18 protein-coding genes are annotated in these 20,482 nt (G+C 62.1%); 9 read left to right on the top strand and 9 right to left on the bottom strand.

Annotation, left to right across the window (positions count from 1 at the left end; translation table 11 throughout):
• Positions 1 to 105 precede the first annotated feature (105 nt).
• The 8 genes from ACXWTF_RS02815 to yajC all read right to left on the bottom strand — a co-directional run bounded on the left by ACXWTF_RS02815 (position 106) and on the right by yajC (position 10,600).
• On the bottom strand, positions 106 to 3,090 hold the full coding sequence (locus ACXWTF_RS02815) for a DEAD/DEAH box helicase (RefSeq protein WP_461713500.1): 2,985 nt from the start codon (positions 3,088 to 3,090) through the stop codon (positions 106 to 108).
• Between the two features lie 67 nt (positions 3,091 to 3,157).
• Positions 3,158 to 4,339: a bifunctional folylpolyglutamate synthase/dihydrofolate synthase gene (locus ACXWTF_RS02810; protein WP_461713499.1), complete on the bottom strand. Its 1,182-nt coding sequence runs from the start codon at positions 4,337 to 4,339 to the stop codon at positions 3,158 to 3,160.
• On the bottom strand, positions 4,293 to 4,811 hold the full coding sequence (locus tag ACXWTF_RS02805) for a hypothetical protein (protein ID WP_461713498.1): 519 nt from the start codon (positions 4,809 to 4,811) through the stop codon (positions 4,293 to 4,295). The genes ACXWTF_RS02810 and ACXWTF_RS02805 overlap by 47 nt, the downstream gene beginning before the upstream one ends.
• A 10-nt stretch (positions 4,812 to 4,821) precedes the next feature.
• On the bottom strand, positions 4,822 to 7,269 hold the full coding sequence (gene leuS / locus ACXWTF_RS02800; RefSeq protein WP_461713497.1) for a leucine--tRNA ligase: 2,448 nt from the start codon (positions 7,267 to 7,269) through the stop codon (positions 4,822 to 4,824).
• A gap of 67 nt (positions 7,270 to 7,336) precedes the next feature.
• Positions 7,337 to 7,675: a DUF6394 family protein gene (locus ACXWTF_RS02795; RefSeq protein ID WP_461713496.1), complete on the bottom strand. Its 339-nt coding sequence runs from the start codon at positions 7,673 to 7,675 to the stop codon at positions 7,337 to 7,339.
• A gap of 20 nt (positions 7,676 to 7,695) precedes the next feature.
• On the bottom strand, positions 7,696 to 8,667 hold the full coding sequence (secF, locus tag ACXWTF_RS02790; RefSeq protein ID WP_461713495.1) for a protein translocase subunit SecF: 972 nt from the start codon (positions 8,665 to 8,667) through the stop codon (positions 7,696 to 7,698).
• The gene (secD, locus tag ACXWTF_RS02785) at positions 8,667 to 10,247 is read right to left on the bottom strand and encodes a protein translocase subunit SecD (RefSeq protein ID WP_461713494.1); all 1,581 of its coding nucleotides are present in this window, start codon (positions 10,245 to 10,247) and stop codon (positions 8,667 to 8,669) included. Before secD ends, secF begins: the two co-directional genes overlap by 1 nt.
• An 86-nt stretch (positions 10,248 to 10,333) precedes the next feature.
• Positions 10,334 to 10,600 carry a preprotein translocase subunit YajC gene (gene yajC, locus ACXWTF_RS02780; RefSeq protein ID WP_461713493.1) on the bottom strand — a complete coding sequence of 89 codons (267 nt, stop codon included), beginning with the start codon at positions 10,598 to 10,600 and terminating at the stop codon, positions 10,334 to 10,336.
• 139 nt (positions 10,601 to 10,739) lie between these two features.
• Between yajC and malQ the strand changes: the two genes are divergently transcribed.
• The 9 genes from malQ (at position 10,740) to ACXWTF_RS02735 (ending at position 19,257) form a co-directional block, all read left to right on the top strand.
• Complete coding sequence (gene malQ / locus ACXWTF_RS02775) at positions 10,740 to 12,257, top strand: 4-alpha-glucanotransferase (RefSeq protein WP_461714562.1); 1,518 nt, start codon at positions 10,740 to 10,742, stop codon at positions 12,255 to 12,257.
• A gap of 3 nt (positions 12,258 to 12,260) precedes the next feature.
• Positions 12,261 to 13,520, top strand: a complete 1,260-nt coding sequence (locus ACXWTF_RS02770) for an apolipoprotein N-acyltransferase (protein WP_461713492.1) — start codon at positions 12,261 to 12,263, stop codon at positions 13,518 to 13,520.
• Positions 13,517 to 14,266, top strand: coding sequence for a peptidoglycan editing factor PgeF (gene pgeF, locus ACXWTF_RS02765; RefSeq protein ID WP_461713491.1), 750 nt, complete (start codon positions 13,517 to 13,519; stop codon positions 14,264 to 14,266). The genes ACXWTF_RS02770 and pgeF overlap by 4 nt, the downstream gene beginning before the upstream one ends.
• A gap of 19 nt (positions 14,267 to 14,285) precedes the next feature.
• A complete protein-coding gene (locus tag ACXWTF_RS02760; protein WP_461713490.1) occupies positions 14,286 to 14,894 on the top strand; it encodes a tetratricopeptide repeat protein in 609 nt (202 codons plus the stop codon).
• Positions 14,891 to 15,616 carry an NYN domain-containing protein gene (locus ACXWTF_RS02755; RefSeq protein WP_345989276.1) on the top strand — a complete coding sequence of 242 codons (726 nt, stop codon included), beginning with the start codon at positions 14,891 to 14,893 and terminating at the stop codon, positions 15,614 to 15,616. The genes ACXWTF_RS02760 and ACXWTF_RS02755 overlap by 4 nt, the downstream gene beginning before the upstream one ends.
• A complete protein-coding gene (locus ACXWTF_RS02750) occupies positions 15,613 to 16,335 on the top strand; it encodes a Nif3-like dinuclear metal center hexameric protein (RefSeq protein ID WP_461713489.1) in 723 nt (240 codons plus the stop codon). Before ACXWTF_RS02755 ends, ACXWTF_RS02750 begins: the two co-directional genes overlap by 4 nt.
• An 82-nt stretch (positions 16,336 to 16,417) precedes the next feature.
• Positions 16,418 to 17,140, top strand: a complete 723-nt coding sequence (locus ACXWTF_RS02745; RefSeq protein ID WP_461713488.1) for a zinc ribbon domain-containing protein — start codon at positions 16,418 to 16,420, stop codon at positions 17,138 to 17,140.
• 30 nt (positions 17,141 to 17,170) lie between these two features.
• Positions 17,171 to 18,352, top strand: coding sequence for a lipid IV(A) 3-deoxy-D-manno-octulosonic acid transferase (gene waaA / locus ACXWTF_RS02740; protein ID WP_461713487.1), 1,182 nt, complete (start codon positions 17,171 to 17,173; stop codon positions 18,350 to 18,352).
• Entirely contained in the window at positions 18,349 to 19,257 is a 909-nt protein-coding gene (locus ACXWTF_RS02735) for a pseudouridine synthase family protein (RefSeq protein ID WP_461713486.1), read from the top strand. The genes waaA and ACXWTF_RS02735 overlap by 4 nt, the downstream gene beginning before the upstream one ends.
• Before the next feature lie 3 nt (positions 19,258 to 19,260).
• On the opposite strand, the gene ACXWTF_RS02730 is transcribed toward ACXWTF_RS02735, so the two are convergent.
• Positions 19,261 to 20,460, bottom strand: coding sequence for an OmpA family protein (locus tag ACXWTF_RS02730; protein WP_461713485.1), 1,200 nt, complete (start codon positions 20,458 to 20,460; stop codon positions 19,261 to 19,263).
• Positions 20,461 to 20,482: the final 22 nt, after the last annotated feature.

Genomic DNA, 20,482 nt, shown 5'->3' with positions numbered 1-20,482 from the left:
CGCCGGGGCCCCGGCGTTCTGCCGCTCTCCGTTTTCCCTTCAGCCCCTATTTTTCCCGCATCACTGCAGCGCCCTCTGACAGACATGCGTCCGCCGCAAACGGCGCTACAGCACTTTCGGCTTCGCCGTGCGCAGGTAGTGCAGGACCGCCTTGATGATATCGTCGTCGTCTTTGCTGTCGGCGGTGACAAACTCTTTAGCGCCGCTCAGGTACTCCACGGTGATGTTCTGGCCGTAGGAGCTGAGCATCTTGATGTGCTTCTCCAGCCCCATCAGCTTGATGACCATCAGCTCGAAGAACTGCTTCGTCGGGCCGTCCGGGCGTCCAAAGCGCTCCGTGACCTCCTCCTCGATCTCGTAGACCTCCGTCGGGTTCTCGCAGAGGCTGAGGCGGCGGTAGAGCTCCAGGCGCAGGCGGTCCTCACTGACGAGCTCGTCGCTGATGTAGGCGCTGACGGCGAGCTTGAGGTCCACCTTCGCCTTGGGCGTCTCTTTTTTGTTGCTCAGCTCCTTGATGGCGTCCTCGAGCATCCGCAGGTAAAGGCTGTACCCGATGTTCTTGATGTGCCCGCTCTGCGCGTCGCCCACGAGGTTCCCCCCGCCCCGGATTTCCAGGTCATGGTAGGCGAGCACCGAGCCGCTGCCGAGGAAGGAGTTGGACTCCAGGGCGACGAGGCGCTTCTTCGCCTCCTCGGTAATGAGCTCCTTGTCCTCGACGATGAAGTAGGCGTACCCCTCCGTGTGGCCCCGGCCGACGCGGCCGCGGAGCTGGTGCAGGTCGGCGATGCCGAAGCGGTCGGCCCCGTCGATGATCATCGTGTTGACCCGCGGCATGTGGATGCCCGACTCGATGATGGAGGTCGCCAGCATCAGGTCGTACTCGCCGTCCTGGAACTTCAGCAGCTCCTTCTCGGTTTCGACGGCCCCAACCTGTGAGTGGAGCATCAGAATGCGCAGGTCGGGCAAGATCGCCTTGAGCTCGCCCAGCTTGATCGGCATGTGGTCGATGGAGTTGTAGACGTAAAAGACCTGCCCGCCCCGGCGCAGCTCGCGCAAGATCACCTCTTTGACGAGCTTTTCGTCGTAGGCCTTGACGAAGGTCCTTACCCCCTGCCGTTCGCCCGGAGGGGTCATGAGGGTGCTGAGCGTCTTGATGGAGCTGAGCGCCTGGTTGAGGCTCCGCGGGATCGGCGTGGCGCTCATGGTGAGCAGGTGCGTCTTCTCGTAGAGGGTCTTGAGCTTCTCTTTCTGTTTTACCCCGAACTTGTGCTCTTCGTCGATGACGACGAGGCCCAGTTTGGCGAACTTCGTCCCGAAGAGCGCGTGGGTGCCGACGACCATGTCGATGCTCCCGTCGGCCAACCCCGCCTCGACGGCTTTTTTCACCTTGGGGGTGACGAAGCGGTCGATCTTGGCGATGTGGAAATCATACTCGGCGAAGCGGGCCTTGAGCGAGGCGAAGTGCTGGGAGCTGAGCAGGGTCGTCGGGACGATCACCGCCGACTGGTACCCCGCAGAAGCCGCGGCGAACATCGCGTTCATCGCCACCTCGGTCTTGCCGAAACCGACGTCCCCGCTCAGCAGCCGGTCCATGACGTGGCCGCTGCCGATCTCGGCGATGATCTCGGCGATGGAGCGCGCCTGGTCCTCGGTGTACTCGAAGCCCGCCTCCGCCTGGAACGCCGCCAGCTTTTTGGCGTCCGTCTCGATGACGGGGGCGCTGATGAGCGCGCGCTGAGCGGCGGTGTTGACGATCTCCGAGGCGATCTCGAAGAGACGCTTCTTGACCTTCTCCTTGAGACGGCCGAAGCTCCCCTTGCCCAGGCGGTCGAGGACCGGCGGCGCCCCGGCGCCCGCGATGTAGCGGTCGATGGCGTCGAGGTTCTCCACCGGCAGCAGGACGCGCTCGTCGCCCTGGTACCTGATGGCGATGAAGTCGCGCACGCTTCCCAGGATCTCCGCCTGCTCGATCGCCTCGAAGATCCCGACCCCGTGCTCCTCGTGGACGACGTAGTCGCCCGGCTTGAGGTCGTCGAGCAGCAGGCTGCTCTTGCGGCGCCGCTTTTTGCGCACCGGTTTGTTCAGCGAGATGATGAGCTCGGTGTCGGTAATAAGGTTGACGATCTCGCCGGAGCGCTTGACAGTGATGCCCTTCGTGTCGAAGATGCCCGCCTGCTTCAGCTGGGCATCGCTGCCGGCGATAATGGTCACCCTCTTGTTCGGGTGGACCTCCAGCAGGGTTTTGACATCGGTGACCGCGAGGGCTTTGACCCGGTCGTCCTCGGGGAGGACCGCGACGGATTCAAAATCCGTTGCCTCTACCTGCGGGGTGTTGAGGGTGTAGGCCTCGCCGATCATCGCGTCGAGGCGTTTGACGGCGGCGACCTTTTTGCCTTCCAGGAAGTTCTCGGCATCGCCGTCCAGGTACCAGAAGCCCAGGGAGTCGAGGTCTTTGACGAAACTGTCGCTGGCAGACGCCTCGACGGCGCTCACGATACGCTCGTACCCGGCCTCGTCGAAGGCGTAGGGGGCGCTGTGCAGCTCGAACCCCTCCAGCTCTTCGCCGACGGTGCGCTGGGTCTCTACCTCGAAGGCCTTGATCTGCTCGATCTCGTCGTCGAAGAGGGAGATGCGGTAGGGGCTCTCCGTGCCGGGGGCGAAGACGTCGATGATGTCGCCGCGGAAGGAGACCTCCCCCTCCATCTCCACCAGATCGACGAAGCTGTAGCCCCAGTGCAGCAGCTCCGTTTTGAGGGCTGCAAGGTCGAGGCGGTCGCCGAAGGCGATCTGCTTCGTGCGCAGGAGGTTCGTTTTGGGCAGCGGAAAGAGGAGACTCTTGAAGGGGGCGATGACGAGGGGCTTTTTGGGCGCCTCGTAGTAGTGCCGCAGCGCCTCGGCCATCTGGCTCAGCTCTTCGCTGAAAGGGCGCAGGTCATCAAGCCAGGTCGCGCGGAAATCGGGGAGGACGACCGCCTCGATCTCCTTGAAACGGCAGAGGTCGCGGAGCTGCTGCGCTTCGGCGGCATCTTCGCAGATAAGAACGTCGGGGAGGCTACCCTTTTTCAGGTAGGCGTAGAGCTTGGCCTGCATACTCAGCGTGCCGTATCGTTGCGGAGGGTTTTCGGCGCAGTTCCCAGGGTCGCCGTCACTGTATGGTTCATTTCAATCCCGTCATTTTTATAAAGGCCTCCGCCACGCTGAACGAGCCGAAGACCAGGTACATTTTCTGTGCCTGCACCCCTTCGAAACTGCCGTAGGGGATATCCAGCGCTTCGAGCGCCCCGACGAGCGCTTCGCGGGCGGCGGCGCGTTCGCTCTGTACCCCGATCAGCTCGACGCGCTCGATGTTCGCCCGGAGCGCGGCGAGGATGGCGGCGTAGTCCTTGTCGCCGTAGCTGTTGTAGACAAGGACGACCTTCTGCGTCCCGAGCGCGCGGGCGATGGCCCGGGCGGCGAGGACGTTGTGGCCCACGTCGAGCCAGACGTTCGGGGCGATCCGCGAGAGGCGGCCGAAGAGCGGCGCGCTGAAGCTCTCTGCGTCGAAGGGGACGCCGAGTACCTGCAGCGCGCTCGCGGCAAGCAGGAGGTTGTCGCGGAGGTACGCCGGCAGTTCCAGCGCTTCCGCCCTCTTTTGAAGCGCCATTATAGCATCTTGGTCTAACAGCCGTTCACAGCGCAGCAGGGTCGCGCCCCGCTCCGCGGCGATCTCCGAGGCGATGGCGTAGACCTCCTGGTGGGGCTGCAGGCCCATAATCACCGTCGGCCCCATCGCCCGCAGTTTCGTCGCGGCGATCGCTTCGATGGTGTCGCCCAGGAAGGCCTGGTGGTCGAGGTCGATGGGGGTGACGAGGGTGAGCGTTTTGGGAAAGACGGCGGTCGCGTCGAACTCGCCGCCGAGGCCCGCTTCCATGACGACGTAGTCGCAGGGCTCATAGAGCGCCGCGGCCATCAGGGTTGTGAACTCGAAGTAGCTGAGCGCGTCGGCCGTCTCCGGGTCCAGCCACCCCATCACCTTTTCAAAGGCGTTTTGCAGCTGTTCGTCAGTGGCGTCGCTGCCGTTCAGCCAGAGGCGTTCGTTGAAGCGCAGGATATGGGGTGAGGTGTAATGGCCGACGCTCTGACCGGCATGCAGGAGGGCCGAGGCGAGGAAGCGCCCCGTCGTCCCCTTGCCGTTGGTGCCGACGAGGTGGATGATCTTCGGCAGCGACACACTCGCTTTTACCTGTTCCCAGGCCCGCGGCATCCGCTCCAGGTCGATCTTGTCGTAGTAGAGCGGTTTCGCGTCGAGAAACTCAGCGTACTTCAGCAGAGGCCCCCTCGCCCGCGACCTGGGCGACAAAGCTGTCGAGCGCCTTCTCCGAGCCGTACTTGATCGCTTCGAAGCGGACAAGGTCGGAGATGATGGCGTTGGGTTCGATGGTAAAGAGGTAGCTTCCCCGCGCGTTGTAGCGGCGCGTCTGCTCCCCGTGCTCCCGGTCGATGTCGAGGGTGACGATGGCGCGGTAGGCGACGATGTAGCCGTTGGTGTCGTACTGCACCGGGGTGAAGACGACATTGCGCAGGGAGATGGTCAGGTGGGTACTGGCGTGCTCCGCGTCGGTCAGACGGGTGCGGAAACGGTTGACGACGGCCTCGTCGAGGGCGTCTTTGATGTAGACGGTGTTGTCCGGGTCCTGCATGGAGATGACGATCTTCGTGCTCACACTCTCCTGCAATACCGGCTTGACGGCCCGGCTCGTCGGCCGGTAGCCGCAGCCCGCGAGCAGCGCCACGGCGATGAGCACCGAACCGAACCGCTGCAATCCACCCATAATCTCTTCCTTACTTGACGACGATGTTGACGAGCTTGTTCGGCACGACGATCTCTTTGACGACCGTCTTGCCCTCGAGCCACTGCGGAATGATCGCCTTGGCGGCTTCGATCATCGCCTCTTTGGACGCATCCGGCGCCACGTCGATCTGGCCGCGGTTCTTGCCGTTGACGGAGACGCCCAGGGTGATCGTATCGAGGGCGAAGACCTCCTCGATGAGCGTCTGTGCGCCGAGGTTCTTGCGGCCGAAGAGGCGGTCGCTGATCTCCCAGCAGACGTGCGGGACGATGGGCTCCATCAGGGAGGTGAGGACCCAGTACGCTTCCGTCCAGACCGCTTCGTTCTCCTGCTCGTTAAGGGCGTTCATCGCCTCCATGACCCCGGCGATCATCGTGTTGAAGGTGTAGCGCTCACCGAAGACGTCGTTGGCGCGCACCAGCGCTTCGTACACCTTCTTGCGCGCGGCCTTCTCCTCTTTGGAGAGAGCGGCGTGGTCAATTGCCGGCAGGGTGTCCGTCGCCGCCGCTTTTTCGCTGCGGTCGTGGAAACGGCGCAGGAAGCGGTAGGCCCCCTCGACGGCGCTGTCGTTCCACTCCAGCTCCTGGGTCGGCGGGGCGGCAAAGAGGATGAAGAGGCGGGCCGTGTCGGCGCCGTACTTCTCGATGAGGGCATCCGGATCGACCGTGTTGCCCTTGGACTTGCTCATCTTCGCCCCGTCCTTGAGCACCATTCCCTGGGTCAGCAGCCGCTCAAACGGCTCCTTGACGTCGACGTAGCCCAGGTCGCGCAGCGCCTTGGTAAAGAAGCGGCTGTAGAGCAGGTGCAAGATGGCGTGCTCGATGCCCCCGATGTAGTGGTCGACGTTCATCCAGTAGGCGAGCTCCTCCTTGTCGAAGGCCTCTTTTTCCCAGGTGTCGCGCCCCGCCGTGTAGCGCAGGAAGTACCACGACGACTGGACAAAGGTGTCCATCGTATCCGTTTCGCGCTCGGCCGCGCCGCCGCACTTGGGACAGCTGCACTGCTTCCATGTGGGGTGGTGCTCCAGCGGGTTCCCCTCGCCGGTGATCTCGACGTCGTCGGGGAGTTCGACCGGCAGGTTCTCTTTTTTCTCCGGGACGATCCCGCAGGTCGGGCAGTGGATGAGCGGGATCGGGGCGCCCCAGTAGCGCTGGCGGCTGATCCCCCAGTCTTTGAGGCGGTAGTTCGTCACGCGCTTGCCGATGCCCTCGTTTTCGAAGTGGGCGATAATGGCCTCTTTCGCCGCGTCGCTCATCATCTCGCTGAATGCGCCGGAGTTGAAGAGCATGCCCGGTTCCGTCATCGCTTTGCCTTCGACGACGCCCGCCTCGGGGTGGGCAATGACCGGCGTGATCGGCAGCTCGTACTTCGTCGCGAAGTCGTAGTCACGCTCGTCGTGGGCCGGGACGGCCATGACCGCGCCGGAGCCGTAATCCATCAGGACGAAGTTCGCGACCCAGACCGGCACCGGTTTGCCGGTGAGCGGGTGCACGACATTGATGCCCAGCGCCACGCCGTGCTTCTCTTTCTGGCGGTCGATGGAGCTGCTGTTCTTCATCGCGTTGATCTCGGCGGCCGTCTCCGTGGAGAGCAGGCCGTTGTCGATCATGTAGGTGACCAGTTCGTGCTCCGGCGCCAGGGCCGTATAGCTGACGCCGTAGATCGTATCGGGGCGGGTCGTGTAGACCTCGAAGCCCTCAAACGTATCACGCAGGCGCTTCTTGGAGTGCTCTTCGAGATGCAGCGTAAACTCGAGCCCGCTGCTGCGGCCGATCCAGTTCTCCTGCATGGAGAGGACCTGCTTCGGCCACCCTTTCTCCAGCTGTTCGAGGTCGTCGATCAGCTCGTCGGCGTAGTCGGTGATGCGGAGGTAGTACTGGTGCATCTCTTTTTTAACGATCGGGGTGTCGCAGCGCCAGCAGCAGCCGTCGACGACCTGCTCGTTAGCCAGGACGGTAAGGTCGTGCGGACACCAGTTTAGGAAGGCCTTCTTGCGGTAGAGCAGCCCCTTCTCGAAGAGGTCGATGATGAAGCCCTGCTCGAATTTCGTATAGAGCGGGTCGGAGGTGGCGAACTCGCGCTCCTTGGAGAAGGAGAGCCCCAGGGTGGCGAGCTCTTTGCGCATGTAGTCGATGTTCTCGTAGGTCCACTTCTTCGGGTGTACCCCGTGCTTGATCGCGGCGTTCTCCGCCGGCATCCCGAAACTGTCCCATCCGATGGGGTGAAGGACGTTCAGGCCCTGCTGGCGGTAGTAGCGCGCAAAGGCGTCGCCGATGGTGTAGTTGCGCACGTGCCCCATGTGGATGCGCCCCGACGGGTAGGGGAACATGCTGAGCACATACTTTTTCGGTTTCGTAAGATCATCAGCGGGTTCAAAACTGCGCTCTGCGTCCCAGAACGCCTGCCACTTGGTTTCGATATCGGACGGGTTGTATTGCAAGGTAACTCCTCGAAGCGGTGCGATCCGCCTCACTGTATTTCGAAAATCGGCGCGGTGCGCCTGTTGTTTAGTACTCTTCTCTTGTTTTGGAGCTTTCGATATAGACCAGGCCCATGGAGAAGACGTTGGCAATCAGGGCGCCGATGGTCAGAGCGACCGCGACGTCCATGTTGCCGACGACGACGAGGTAGATGAACGCCGGGATCAGGTGCAGGTCCGCCACGAGCGAACTGGCGAGCAGTTCGGCCGAGAGGAGGTTGCGCACCCCGATCTTGAGGATCGTCGATACGAGGTTCAGGCTCGCCGCGACGAAAAGGGAGACGGCCCCGTGCTCGTAGAGGAAGCCCGCCGTCGACGTCAGACTCATCAACGTAAAAAAGACGTAGATTACTTTACCCCAATCCATAGATAGCTCCTTTTAGACGGTTAAACCGTCCCTTGTTCGTACATGGCGCGCATCTTCTCTTTTTCGGCGCGGCGCTTGGCCGCATCGGCCAGCTTCGTACGGTAGTTGGCGACATTGAAGCCGAACCACATCAGAATCGGCGAGGCGACAAAGATGGAGGAGTAGGTCCCCACGATGATGCCCACCAGCAGCGTAAAGGCGAAGGCGTGGATGATCTCCCCGCCGAACATGAAGAGCGTCAGGACGACGAAGAAGGTCGTCAATGACGTCAGCGTCGTACGCGACAGGGTCTTCGTGACCGACTCGTTGATGACGTCGGCGAGCTCGATGCTCTTTGATGCCGTGACCCCTTCACGGATACGGTCGAAAACGATGATCGTATCGTTGAGCGAGTAGCCCAGCAGGGTCAGCAGAGCCGCCAGGACGTCAAGGTTGACGTCGATGGCGAAGAGCGAGATCGCGCCCATCGCGATGGAGACGTCGTGGATCAATGCCGCGATGGAGGCGACGGCGAAGCGCCACTCAAAGCGAACCGCGACGTAGATCAGGATCCCCAGGATCGCCAGCAGCATCGCCATGACCCCTTTTTCGCGCAGTTCGCTCCCGACTTTCGGCCCGACGATGTCGACCCGGCGGACTTCGAAGCTGCCCGTGCCTTTGAGGGCCTCGCGCGTCACGTCGCCCATGTCGGACTGGACGTCCTTGCTGGAGGTCTTGAGGCGGATGATGATCTCTTCGGGGGAACCGAATTCGGTGATCTGCGCCCCCTCGTAGAGCGGGTTGGCGGCCAGCGTGTCACGGACCGTGTCAATAGGCGCAGCACCTTCGTACTTGACCTGAACGATCGTACCGCCGGCGAAGTCGATGCCGTAGTTGAGCCCCTTCATCGCCAGGACGCCCCAGGAGAGGAGGACCAGGATCACGGAGACCGCGATGGCGATCTTCGACCGGCCCATAAAGTTGATGGTTTTCGTCTGTCTGAAAAATTCCATTATGCAGCCGCCTTCTTTTTACTGATGCCGAACCAGAGGCTGACGTTCTTGCTCTTGGCAATGCGTGTCTCAAGCATCTCGTAGATGCCGTGGGTTCCCAGGATCGCCGTCAGCATGGAGGCGAGGATACCGATGCTGATCGTGATCGCGAAGCCCTTGATGGCCCCCGTACCGTAGACATAGAGGACGACGGCCGCGATCAGGGTCGTGATGTTCGCGTCGAGGATGGCGCGCATCGCGTTGGCGTACCCCTCCTCGATCGCCTTGTGGATGGAGACGCCCTGGTAGAGCAGCTCGCGGATCCGTTCGGAGATAATGACGTTGGCATCCACCGCCATACCGACGGTCAGGACGATCCCCGCCATCCCGGGCAGGGTCAGCGTCGCGCCGAACATCGCCATGACGGCAAGAATAAGGAAGAGGTTCGCCACCAGCGCGATGTTCGCGACGATCCCCGCGATCTTGTAGTAGACGATCATAAAGATGAAGACCATCACGAAGCCGCCGATAAGCGCGACCAGGCTCGCCTTGATGCTGTCGGCACCGAGGCTCGGACCGACGGAGCGTTTCTCCAGCATGAAAATCGGCGCCAGTAGCGCACCCGAACGCAGTGCGATCGCGAGGTCCTGGGCCTGCTCGACCGTATAGTTCCCGCTGATCTGGCCGTGGCCGCCGCCGATGCGCTCGTTGATGACCGGGGCGGAGTAGACCTGGCCGTCGAGGACGATGGCGAGGTGGTTACCGACGTTCTTGCCGGTGAAGTCGCCGAAGATCTGCGCGCCTTCGGAGTTGAGCGAGAAGTTGATGACCGGCTGGTTGTTCTGGTTGAACGCCACCTGGGCGTCGGTGAGCATGGAACCGTCGAGGATGGGGATCTCGCGGACAAGGTACTTGCCGCCTGCCTGCTCCGCGTCGGGGAGGATGACGTCGCCGAAGCGCGCCGCTTCCGCAGGCGTCATCGAATAGGCGCGCATCTTGCGCTCTTCGTCCACCGCCATCAGTTCGAGCTTCGCGGCGCGGGAGATCAGCTCACGTGCACGCTGCTCCTCTTCGGCGCTCTTGATCCCCGGGAGTTCGACGAGGATGTTGTCGACGCCCTGGCGCGCGACGGTCGGCTCGGCAAGGCCGAACTGGTCGAGGCGGTTGCGGATCGTCTCGATCGCCTGGTCGACCGCCTGCTTCTGGGTCTTCTGCACCGCTTCGGGCGTCAGGGAGATGTGGTAGTTCTCGCCGTCGTGGACGACCTTGCCCCCCTCGATCTCGGCGAGCATCTTGTCCATTGCCGGCGCGTCGTCGCTGTCGAGCAGCGTGAAACGGACCGATTCATCGTCGGCGGTGAGGCCGTCGATCAGGACCTCTTCGCGTTCACTGAAGTGGTTGATCCCCGAAGCGATCGCCTTGAGGCGGGAGCTCACGGCCTCTTCGGTCTTGACGCCGAGCAGCATGTGCAGACCGCCCTGCAGGTCGAGCCCGAGGGTGATCTTGGTCCCTTTATCCGTCTGCAGCAGCGACGGGATGGAGAAGACCACCCCGAACAGGATCGCTGCGGCGAAGACGATTACTCTAAAGTTCAGTTTCATTTACATCCTCTCAAAAAGCTACCGGGCGCACGCCGGCAGCGCGGTCTCCGGGCACAGATGCCGGGGACCTCTACGAAGCAAAAAGCTTACGCTTCGTCCTCGTCTTTGCGCGCGACGGCGTCTTTGGTCAGTTTGACGGTCACGTTATCGGCCAGTGTCACGGTGAAAAACGTCTCTTCCACTTTCTTGACTTCGGCGATCAGGCCGCCGGAGGTGACGATCTTGTCCCCTTTTTTCAGGTTCTCGACCATCTCCTTGTGCTTCTTCGCCTGCTGCTGCTGCGGGCGGATGATGATGAAGTACATGATCGCGATCAAAAAGATAAAGGGCAGTAACTGTCCGATGATTTCCATTGGGTGTATCCTTACGTGTACGGGGTCGTGCCCCAAAATTCGTGCCATTATACTAAAGGGCACCTCTTAGAATGCTGTACCACGCAGCGGTGATGCACGATCGGTCACCTGCGGCACGTTTCGGGGGTTCGTATCTGCTATAATCCGCCGTAAAGAACGCCCATACTTCAAGGACCCACTTATGATGCCCCGTGCCGCCGGACTCCTGCTCCACCCCACCTCCCTGCCCGGCCCCTACGGCATCGGCACCCTCGGCAGTATCGCCCGCCGGTGGGTTGACCGCCTCAGCAGTGCCGGGGTCGGCTACTGGCAGATCCTGCCGCTGGGCCCGACGGGGTTCGGGCACTCCCCCTACCAGTGCTACTCCGCCTTTGCCGGCAACGCCCTGCTGATCGACCCCGACCTCCTTGTCGACGCGGGGTTCCTCAACGCGGACGAGCGCCCGCCCCGCTCGGCAGAGGGTTCCGCCGTCGATTTCGACACCGTGATCGCCCGCCACACGGCAATGCTGGAAAAAGCCCATGCCCGCTTCCGTCCGACGAAGGATTTCGACGCCTTCTGTAGCGATCATGCCGCCTGGCTGGACGACTACGCGCTGTTCATGGCGCTCAAAAGCTACTTCAACGAACGGGTCTGGAACGACTGGCCGGAGAACATCCGCCGGCGCGAACCGGAGACCCTGGCCTACTATACAAATATTCTCAAGGACGAAACCGCCTACCACCGTTTCGTGCAGTACTGCTTCTACACCCAGTGGGAAACGCTGCGCGCCTACGCAAACGCGAAAGGGGTGCGGATCATCGGTGATCTCCCCATTTACGTCGCCATGAACAGCGCCGACGTCTGGGCGCACCCCGAATACTTTCAGCTCGACGACGACCTGCAGCCCACGGCGGTAGCCGGAGTGCCGCCGGACTACTTCAGCGCCACCGGCCAGCGCTGGGGTAACCCGCTCTTTGACTGGGAGCGGCTGGAACAGGAGGGGTTTGCCTGGTGGGTCGCCCGCCTCAAAGGCGCCCTGGAGCTTCACGACTGGGTCCGCATCGACCACTTCCGCGGCTTCGAAGCCTACTGGTCCGTCCCCGCAGAAGAGGAGACGGCGATCAACGGTGCGTGGATCACCGGGCCGGGGGGCAGGCTCTTCAACGCCTTCCGCGCCGCCCTTGGGCAGGAGCTGCCCATCATCGCCGAAGACCTCGGCATCATCACCCCCGAAGTGGAGGCGCTGCGCGACGACTACGCCCTGCCGGGGATGAAGATCCTGCAGTTCGCCTTCGGCAGCGACGCCGGCAACCCCTACCTGCCCCACAACCACATCCGCAACTGCGTCGTCTACACCGGCACCCACGACAACGACACGACCAACGGCTGGTTCTACGCCGCGCCGCCGGAAGAGGCCGAGCGGGCACACACCATGCGCTACCTCCACTGCCCCTGGGAGGCGTTTCACGAGAGCCTGAACCGCACGGCCCTTGCCAGCACGGCGAACCTCGCGGTGCTGCCGCTGCAGGACCTGCTGGGGCTGGGCTCCGACGCGCGCATGAACACCCCGGGTACGGCCGAGGGGAACTGGCGCTGGCGCGTGACGCCGCAGCAGCTCGAAGCCGCCCCCTGGGAGGAGCTGAAAAACATGCTGGCACTTTACGGCAGGGCCTGATTGATGAGCTTTGGCACCGAACGGATCAACACGTTTTTCAGACCCGCCGCGAAACGCCTTCCCTTTATGCAGTCGCTGGCCGTCGCCTTTGCGATCGCTCTGGCGTTCTCGGCCTTTATCTATGTCGACTACTTCGCCCTGCCGCACATTGCCGCCGCCGAGACCCTCCTGGCCCTCTTTTCTTATTACGGGCTGCTCGCCGCCCCCCGCCGCACCCTGCTGCAGGCGGGATTTCTCATCGGGATCTTCTGGTTCTACTGGATCGGTTTCAGTTTCCGCTACTACGGCATGCCCTGGGCGATGCCGCTGATGACCCTGCTTTTCGGGGTCGTCTACCTCCTCTATTTCGGCGTCCTCTCCCTAAGTGAACAGCCGTTAACACGTGCAGTTCTGCTCTTCGGGCTCACCTTCGTCGCCCCGATGGGCTTCAACTGGATGGTCCCGGAGCTGCCGCTCCTGCACAGCTACCTCGGCGTTGAAAAGTGGCAGTTCGCCCTCATCCTTTTCGCCCTTGCCGCCGTAGCCTCGCTGCGCTCGCCGCTGCGCTTCGGCGCGCTGCTGCTCGTCGGCTTCGCCGCCGCACCCGCCTACACGCCGCCGCCCTCCCCGCCGCTGAAGGTCAAACTCGCCGCCACCGCCGTCCCCCAGGAGCTCAAGTGGGAGAAGGCGTATCAGGTGCCGACCATCCTGGGAAATTTTGCGCGCATCGACGATGCCGCCGCGCAGGGCTTTGACCTCATCATCCTCCCCGAATCGGTCTTCCCCCTCTTTCTCAACAAGGCGCCGGAGTTGATCGAGGAGCTCAAAGCGCGTTCGGAAAAGATCGCGATTGTGACGGGGGCCCTGCTCTTCGAGGACGGCAACAACTACAACGTCACCTACTTCTTCCATAAGGGAGAGATGCAGGTCGCCAAGAAGATGGTCCTCGTCCCCTTCGGCGAATACATCCCCCTGCCCAAGTGGCTGGGCGGCTGGGTCAACGAGGTCGTCTTCGACGGGGCGTCGGACTACCTCGCCGCCGACCACCCCACCGACTTCCTGATCGGCGGAACCCTCTTCCGCAACGCCGTCTGCTACGAAGCGACGACCGAACCGCTCTTCGCGGGGGACCCGGAATATATGATCGCCATCAGCAACAACGCCTGGTTCACCCCCTCGATCGAACCGACGCTGCAGCGGCTGCTGATGACCTACTACGCGAGACGCCACCACACCCGCATCTTCCACGTCGCCAATGCCGCGGGAACGGGGGTGATCGAGTGATCACATCAAAGCTCCTCGCCGAAGCCAAGGAAGTCTCGCACGGCTTCACCGAACGCCCCGGTGGCAAGAGCGCTACGCCCTATGCGTCGTTGAACCTCGCCTACCACGTCGGGGACGATGCCGCCGCCGTCGATGCGAACCACGCCCTGCTGGCCGGACAGATCGGGTATGCGCAGGATCGCCTCGTCCACATGCGCCAGATCCACTCGGACCGGATCGTGCGCTGCACCACAGAGATGGACTTTCACAGCCGGCCCGAGTGCGACGCGCTGATGACCGACATCGCGGGGCAGCCGCTGATGGTCATGGTCGCCGACTGCACCCCCGTGCTGCTGTTCGACCCGAGCCGCCGCGCCGTCGCCGCCGTGCACGCCGGCCGTGCCGGGGCATTGAAAAACATCGTCGGCAAGACCGTGGCCGCGATGCACGACACCTACGGCAGCGATCCGACCGATGTGATCGCGGTACTGGGCCCCTCGATCGGGAGCTGCTGCTACGAGATCGGCCCGGAAGTCGCCGCGGAGGTCGAAGCGGCCGGCTTTGGCAGGGCCCTCTCCCGCCGGGAGGGGAGCCGCTACCTTGACGTCAACCGCATCCTCGTCAATCAGCTCGAAGCCGCAGGTATTACAACCGGACATATCGACCTTCTCGGCCGCTGTACCGCCTGCCACACCGACCGCTTTTTCTCCTACCGTGCCGAAGGCGGCACGACGGGGCGACAGGCGGGTATCATTATGCTAAAATAGTGACCAAAAAGGCTCCCGCTTGACCCTCTTCCAGATTATCCTCTTCGCCGCCTCCGCCTTCTTTGCCTGGCAGATCTATAAATTCGTCCAGTCCCTCGGTGACGGCGAAACGAAACTCCCCTCCCACAGCGACGCACCGTCCCGGCCCGAACCCGCGCGTCCCGCCTATCCCGGCGCCCAGGAGATCGACACCCTTATTGACAAGGCCGACACCGCCTACGGCGAGGGCAATCTCGCCGAAGCGCGGGTCTACCTGGAGCGGGCCGAGAAACAGGACCCGGACAATCCGGAGGTGCTCAACAAACTCGCCTTTATCCTCTTTAAAGAGGGATCGAACGAAGAGGCCCTGCAAAAATACAACCGCTCCCTCTCCCTTGATCCGGACGACGACCTGACCCACAACGCCGTCGCGGGCGTGTTGCGGAAGCTCGGACGCCTTGACGAGGCGCAGGAGCACTACAAGAGCGCCGTCGACATCGACGACGCTTTCGAAGAGACCTACTACAACTACGGACGCCTCCTGATCGAAAAAGGGGACATGGAAGGGGCGCGCATGATGTTTGAAAAAGCGCTGGAGCTGCGCCCGGACTACCCCGAGGCGACTGAAGCCCTGGAGCGTTTGAAGTGAACCAGCAGCGCCTCGCCGTCCTCATCGACGCGGACAACTCCCAGCCCTCCATCATCGAGGGGCTCCTCGACGAGATCGCCCAGTACGGTATCGCCAGCGTCAAACGCATCTACGGGGACTGGACCTCGACGCAGCTCAAGGGGTGGAAAGCCCACCTGCTCGAACACGGCATCCAGCCCATCCAGCAGTTCGGCTACACGACGGGCAAGAACGCTACCGACAGCGCGATGATCATCGACGCGATGGACCTGCTCTATACGGGGAATTTCGAAGGTTTCTGCATCGTCTCCAGCGACAGCGACTTCACCCGCCTGGCCAGCCGCATCCGCGAGAGCGGCGTCAGCGTCTACGGCTTCGGCGAACGCAAAACGCCCAAACCCTTCCTCAGCGCCTGCGACAAGTTCATCTATACCGAGAACCTGCGCAGGGACGTCATCGCGAAAGAGAGCGTCGACGTGACGAAGGAGAAGAAGCTGCTGGAGCTTCTGCGCGACGCCGTCGACGACGCCGCCGACGATTCAGGGTGGGCCAACCTCGGGATGGTCGGGCAGCTCGTCGCCAACAAGCTCCCCGACTTCGACCCCCGGAGCTACGGTTTCAAAAAGCTCGGCGAACTGATCCGCGCCACGGAGGCCTTCGATTTCAAAGACGAAGACCCCCTCACCAATACCCGCGGCCTCTTTATCCGCAACAAACACAAGAAAAGGAGATACCGCGCATGACCCTGGGAGCCATCTACGACGCCCTCGACGCCCTATCCCCCTTTGAGCTGCAGGAGAAGTGGGACAACTCCGGCCTCATCGTCGGCGACCCGGCGCAGGAGATCACGACCGTGGTGCTCAGCATCGACGTCGACGCGGCGCTGCTGGAGGAGCTCGAAGAGGGAACCCTCCTCATCACCCACCACCCCCTGATCTTCGGCGGGCTGGGCGCGCTTGATTTCACGCAGTACCCGGCGAAACTGCTGCAGACGATGGTCAAAAAAAACATTGCCAATATCGCCATGCACACCAATTTCGACCAGACCCACCTCAACCGCTGGGTCGCGCAGGAGGTCCTGGGGCAGTCGGCCATCGAGCAGGAGGGTTTCCTCGCCTGTTTCGACGTCGATACCGACTTTGACAGCTTCGCCCGCGACGTCGCCGGACGCTTCGGGCTGGCGCAGCTCAAAACCGTCCGGTGCCATGACCGCCTGGGGCGCGTCGCCCTGGTGACGGGTTCCGGCGCCTCCCTGATGCGCGGCCTCAACGCCGACTGCCTCCTCACCGGCGACATCAAGTACCACGACGCCATGGAGGCCAAGGCCCTCGGCCTCTCCATGATCGACATCGGCCACTTTGAAAGCGAACGCTTTTTCCCCGAGGTCCTGGCCCCGCATTTGAAAAATTTCGGATTAACGGTTATAATTTCGTCATCGAAAAACCCGTTCACATATTATTGATCGTAGTAGCCCCCGACGGCAACGGGTAGCGGCATTGCAAACAATGCTGTTTCAAACTTTCCCACGGATAAAGGAATCTTCTGTGAACAAGCACCTCAAACAACTGATCGACCTCTCCAAGATCGACAAAGAGATCGACGCATTCGACCCGCAGATCGAGGCGGCCAACCACAAATACGAATCTGCCCTTGTCAAAAAAGAGGGCCTCGAAAGCAACATCGAAGGCCTCGAAAACGAGATCAAGGACGAGCAGCTCAAGCATAAGAAGAACGAGCTCCACCTCGCCGAACTCTCCCAGAAGCTCGAAGAGAACCGCAAAAAAAGCGCGGAGATCAAGACCGAGAAAGAGATGAAATCCCTCCAGCTCGAAGAGGAGATCGCCAAGGAGCAGATCAGCTTCGCCAACGAAGAGATCGAACGCCTCGACCGCATCATCGAGAGCAAGACCGAACGTGTCAATGAGCTCAAAGCGCAGATGGGCGAGCTCGAAGCCAACCTCGGCAGCGTCAAGGAAGAGGTCGATGCGAAACTCGCGGAGATCGACGGCGAACGCCAGCTGGTCTTTGCCCGCAAACAGGAGCTCGTCTCCCAGATGAACCAGAAGGGCCTCTCTTTCTACCAGAAGATCCGCCGCTGGGCGAAGAACACCACGGCCGTGCCGGTACGCAACCAGGCGTGCATGGGCTGTTTCATGGTCATCAGCGACAAGGTCTACGCCGACGTCATCAAAGGCGAAGAGATCACCACCTGTCCGCACTGCGGACGTATCCTCTACCTCGAAGAGGAAGCGACTGCCGAAGCGTAAGCTTCGCACCCCCCATTGCACGGCACCCGCATGAAGCCGTTTTCACTCATCTATTTCCTCCTCAGCGCCCTGCTCTACATAGCCGCACTGCCGCTGTTGCTGCTGCTCTGCCTCCGTCCGAAATACCGCGAATCCGTTCCGGCGCGCTTTTTTCTCAAAGGCAACCCGCCCTTTGCGCCGAAGGGGATCTGGTTCCACGCCTGCTCCGTCGGCGAAACCCGTGCACTGAAACCGCTGCTCGACCCGCTCTCCCCGGAAGAGGTGCGCATCAGCACCGTCACGCAGACCGGCCAGGACGTCGCCCGGGGGTACGGTGTCGCCCACCGCTACCTCCCGTACGAGCTCTTTACGCCGTGGTGGGTCAAGCCCCAGCGCGTCCTCGTCGTGCTCGAGGCGGAGTTTTGGTACCTGCTCTTCGCCGTCGCCCGTGCCCGGGGGGCGAAGGTTGTTTTACTCAATGCCCGCCTCTCCGAACGCAGCTTTCCCAAGTACCTGAAGCTGCGCTGGTTCTACCGGCGTCTGTTTGCCCGGGTCGACAAGATCTTCTGCCAGAGCACCGCGGACAAGGCCCGTTTTGAACAGCTGGGCGCCTCCAATATCGAGGTGATCGGCAATATCAAGCTGGCCCAGAACATCACTGCGACGAAGACCTACCCCAAGCCCGAAGGCGAGACCATCGTCGCCGCCAGCACCCACGAGGGGGAGGAGGCCCTGATCCTGGAGGCCTTCCGTGCCCGCCGTGCCGAGCACCCCGACAGCCGCCTGCTGGTCGTGCCACGCCACCCCGAGCGTTTTGACGCCGTCTGGGAGATGCTGCACGGCCAGTGCGACGGCGAGCGTATCGCGCGGTGGAGCAGGGACGGCGGCATCGAGGCGCTGCGGGAGCACCCCGTCGTCCTCGTCGACGCCATGGGCGAGCTCAACAACCTCTACGCCATCAGCGACATCGCTGTGCTCGGCGGTGCCTTCAAAGCGGACGTCGGGGGCCACAACCCCCTGGAACCGGCCCACTTCGGCTGCCGGACCCTCACCGGGACCCACTTTTTCAACCAGCGCGAACTGATGCGCTACGTCGACAACGTTGCCGTCGTCGAGAACGATGCCCTGACCGAAGCACTGCTGCACGCCGAAAAGCTGCGCCCCGCAGCGATCAACGGCAGCGTCGATCTCCAACCATTTTTTGACTACCTCACCAAGGAGAGCGCCTCATGAAAAAATCCCCGAACGATTACCGCGGACAGAGTAAAAAACTCGAAGCCAAGAACAAGATCAAATCCAAGGCCTACGCCAAGAAAGATGCCGGCCGCAATAAACCGGGAGCACAGCGGGCCAAATCCGCGGAGCCCGAAGAGAGCCGCTACGTCCAGACCCGCCCGAGCGGCCCCTCCGACAAAGCCTATAAACTGCTGGCGGCGCAGGAGGGGATCTCCAACGCCAAGGCCAAGGAGCTGATCGACCGCGGGCTGGTCTACGTCGGCAACAAGAAGGTGATGATCGCCCGGGGCGAACTGCCGCTCAAAACGGAGTTCAAAGTTCAGAAAGTCGAGCGCATCCGTCCGATCTTCGAGAACGACGACCTCATCGTCGTCGACAAGCCCGCCTTCCTCAACGCCGATGAAGTGGAGCGCCAGTTCAAGGGGACCCGCCTGCTCCACCGGCTTGACCGGGAAACGAGCGGGGTACTGATGCTGGTCAAAAACGAAGCCTTCCGCGAAAAAGCGATCGAGGCGTTCAGAAAAGACGAGGTCTATAAAGAGTACGTCGCCTGGGTCGAAGGCGTTGTGACGGAAGAAGCGGTGATGGATGAGCCGATTCTGACGGAGAAACGCCACGGCAAGGCCCACTCGAAAATCTCCAAAAAGGGCAAACCTGCGGTCACGGAGATCTACCCCCTGGAGGTCTCGGCCAAGAAAAGCAAGCTCAAGCTCATCATCCACCACGGCCGTACCCACCAGATCCGCGTCCACCTGCGCGCTTTCGGGCACCCGATCATCGGGGATGAGCAGTACGGCGGGCGCCGCAGCCAGCGGGTCATGCTCCATGCGAAAAAGGTCGAACTCCTCGGCATGACCTTCGAAACGAAAGAGCCGAAGCTCTTCACCCACTTCTCGGCCTGAGGGCTACTCCTCTTTTTTCGGTGCCGCGTAGACCTCGATCTCGACGCGGCGGTTCGCCGTCCGTCCTTGGTCCGTCGCGTTCGTCGCCACCGGCCGGCTCTCGCCCATCGCACGGGTTTCGATCTGCTCCGGCACGATACCGAGGCCGATCAGCCTGCTGCGAACGGCGTTGGCGCGCCGCTGCGAAAGTTTCATATTGTATATCTCCGTCCCGACACTGTCCGTGTGGCCGACAACGACCAGCCGGTCATTCTGCTGCAGCCTTCCCGCCAGCTGTTTCAGCGCGGCATCACCCTGCGGCTTCACGTCGGACTTGTCAAAATCGAAAAGGGTATCCGACGCGAGCACGACGCGTTCGGTCGGTTTCTTGATGATGACCGGCTTTGGTACCTCTTTAACGACCTCCACCTCTTTAACCACCTCAACTTCTTTAACGACTTCCACCTCCTTGACGACCTCTTTTTCGAGGACCGTACCCTCGCCGGGGACCGGTACTTCTTTGACCATGACGATCTTTTCAGGCTCCGGTTCCGGGATACCGAACCGGTAGACTACTCCCAAAGAGTAGAGGTTGATATCATAATCCGATCGGGATCCGGCTTCGGCGAGGTGGTACGCCTCCCACTCGCCGCGCACGCCGAGCGCGGGGGTGAAATCGTACTGGACGCCGGCGCCGAGCTTGTAGCCGACGTCCCATTCGGTCACGTGCATATCCTTGGGCGCGCCGTTGACAAGCAGCACACCGCCGCTGTAGCTGTAGTTCTTGCTCATCCCCCCGTACAGCACCCCGATACGGGCAAAGAGGGAGAGAGTATCCATCAGCGGCAGGTGCGCCAACCCGTCCAGGTTGATCCCCTGTGCCGAGAGCGTGCCTTTATAAACCTCCCCCGTATTGGTGACATCTTTGAAGGAGAGTTCGCCCAGATTGAAATACCCCCCTTCCACTGCAAAATAGTGGTTCAGCAGGTAACCGCCGAACAGTTTGGCCCCGAACACCTCCTCGTCCGCCGAAGCGTTCGTCACATAACAGGCCGGGTCCCCCTGACACACCTCTTTTTCAGTCGTCGAGAGTGAGACCGACCCGGTCGCATACCCCAGGTTCAGCCCGAGGTAGGGTCCCGGCATCGCGATGCGTTCCACCGCCTCTGCCTGCAGGGCCGCCGCCACCAAAACCGCCGTTACCGCCGTCCGTTTCATTTTCATCATCTTCCTTCCGTTACCGGGG

The sequence above is a fragment of the Thiomicrolovo sp. ZZH C-3 genome (assembly GCF_054862725.1).
This window is presented reverse-complemented; position numbering and strand designations above follow the sequence as displayed.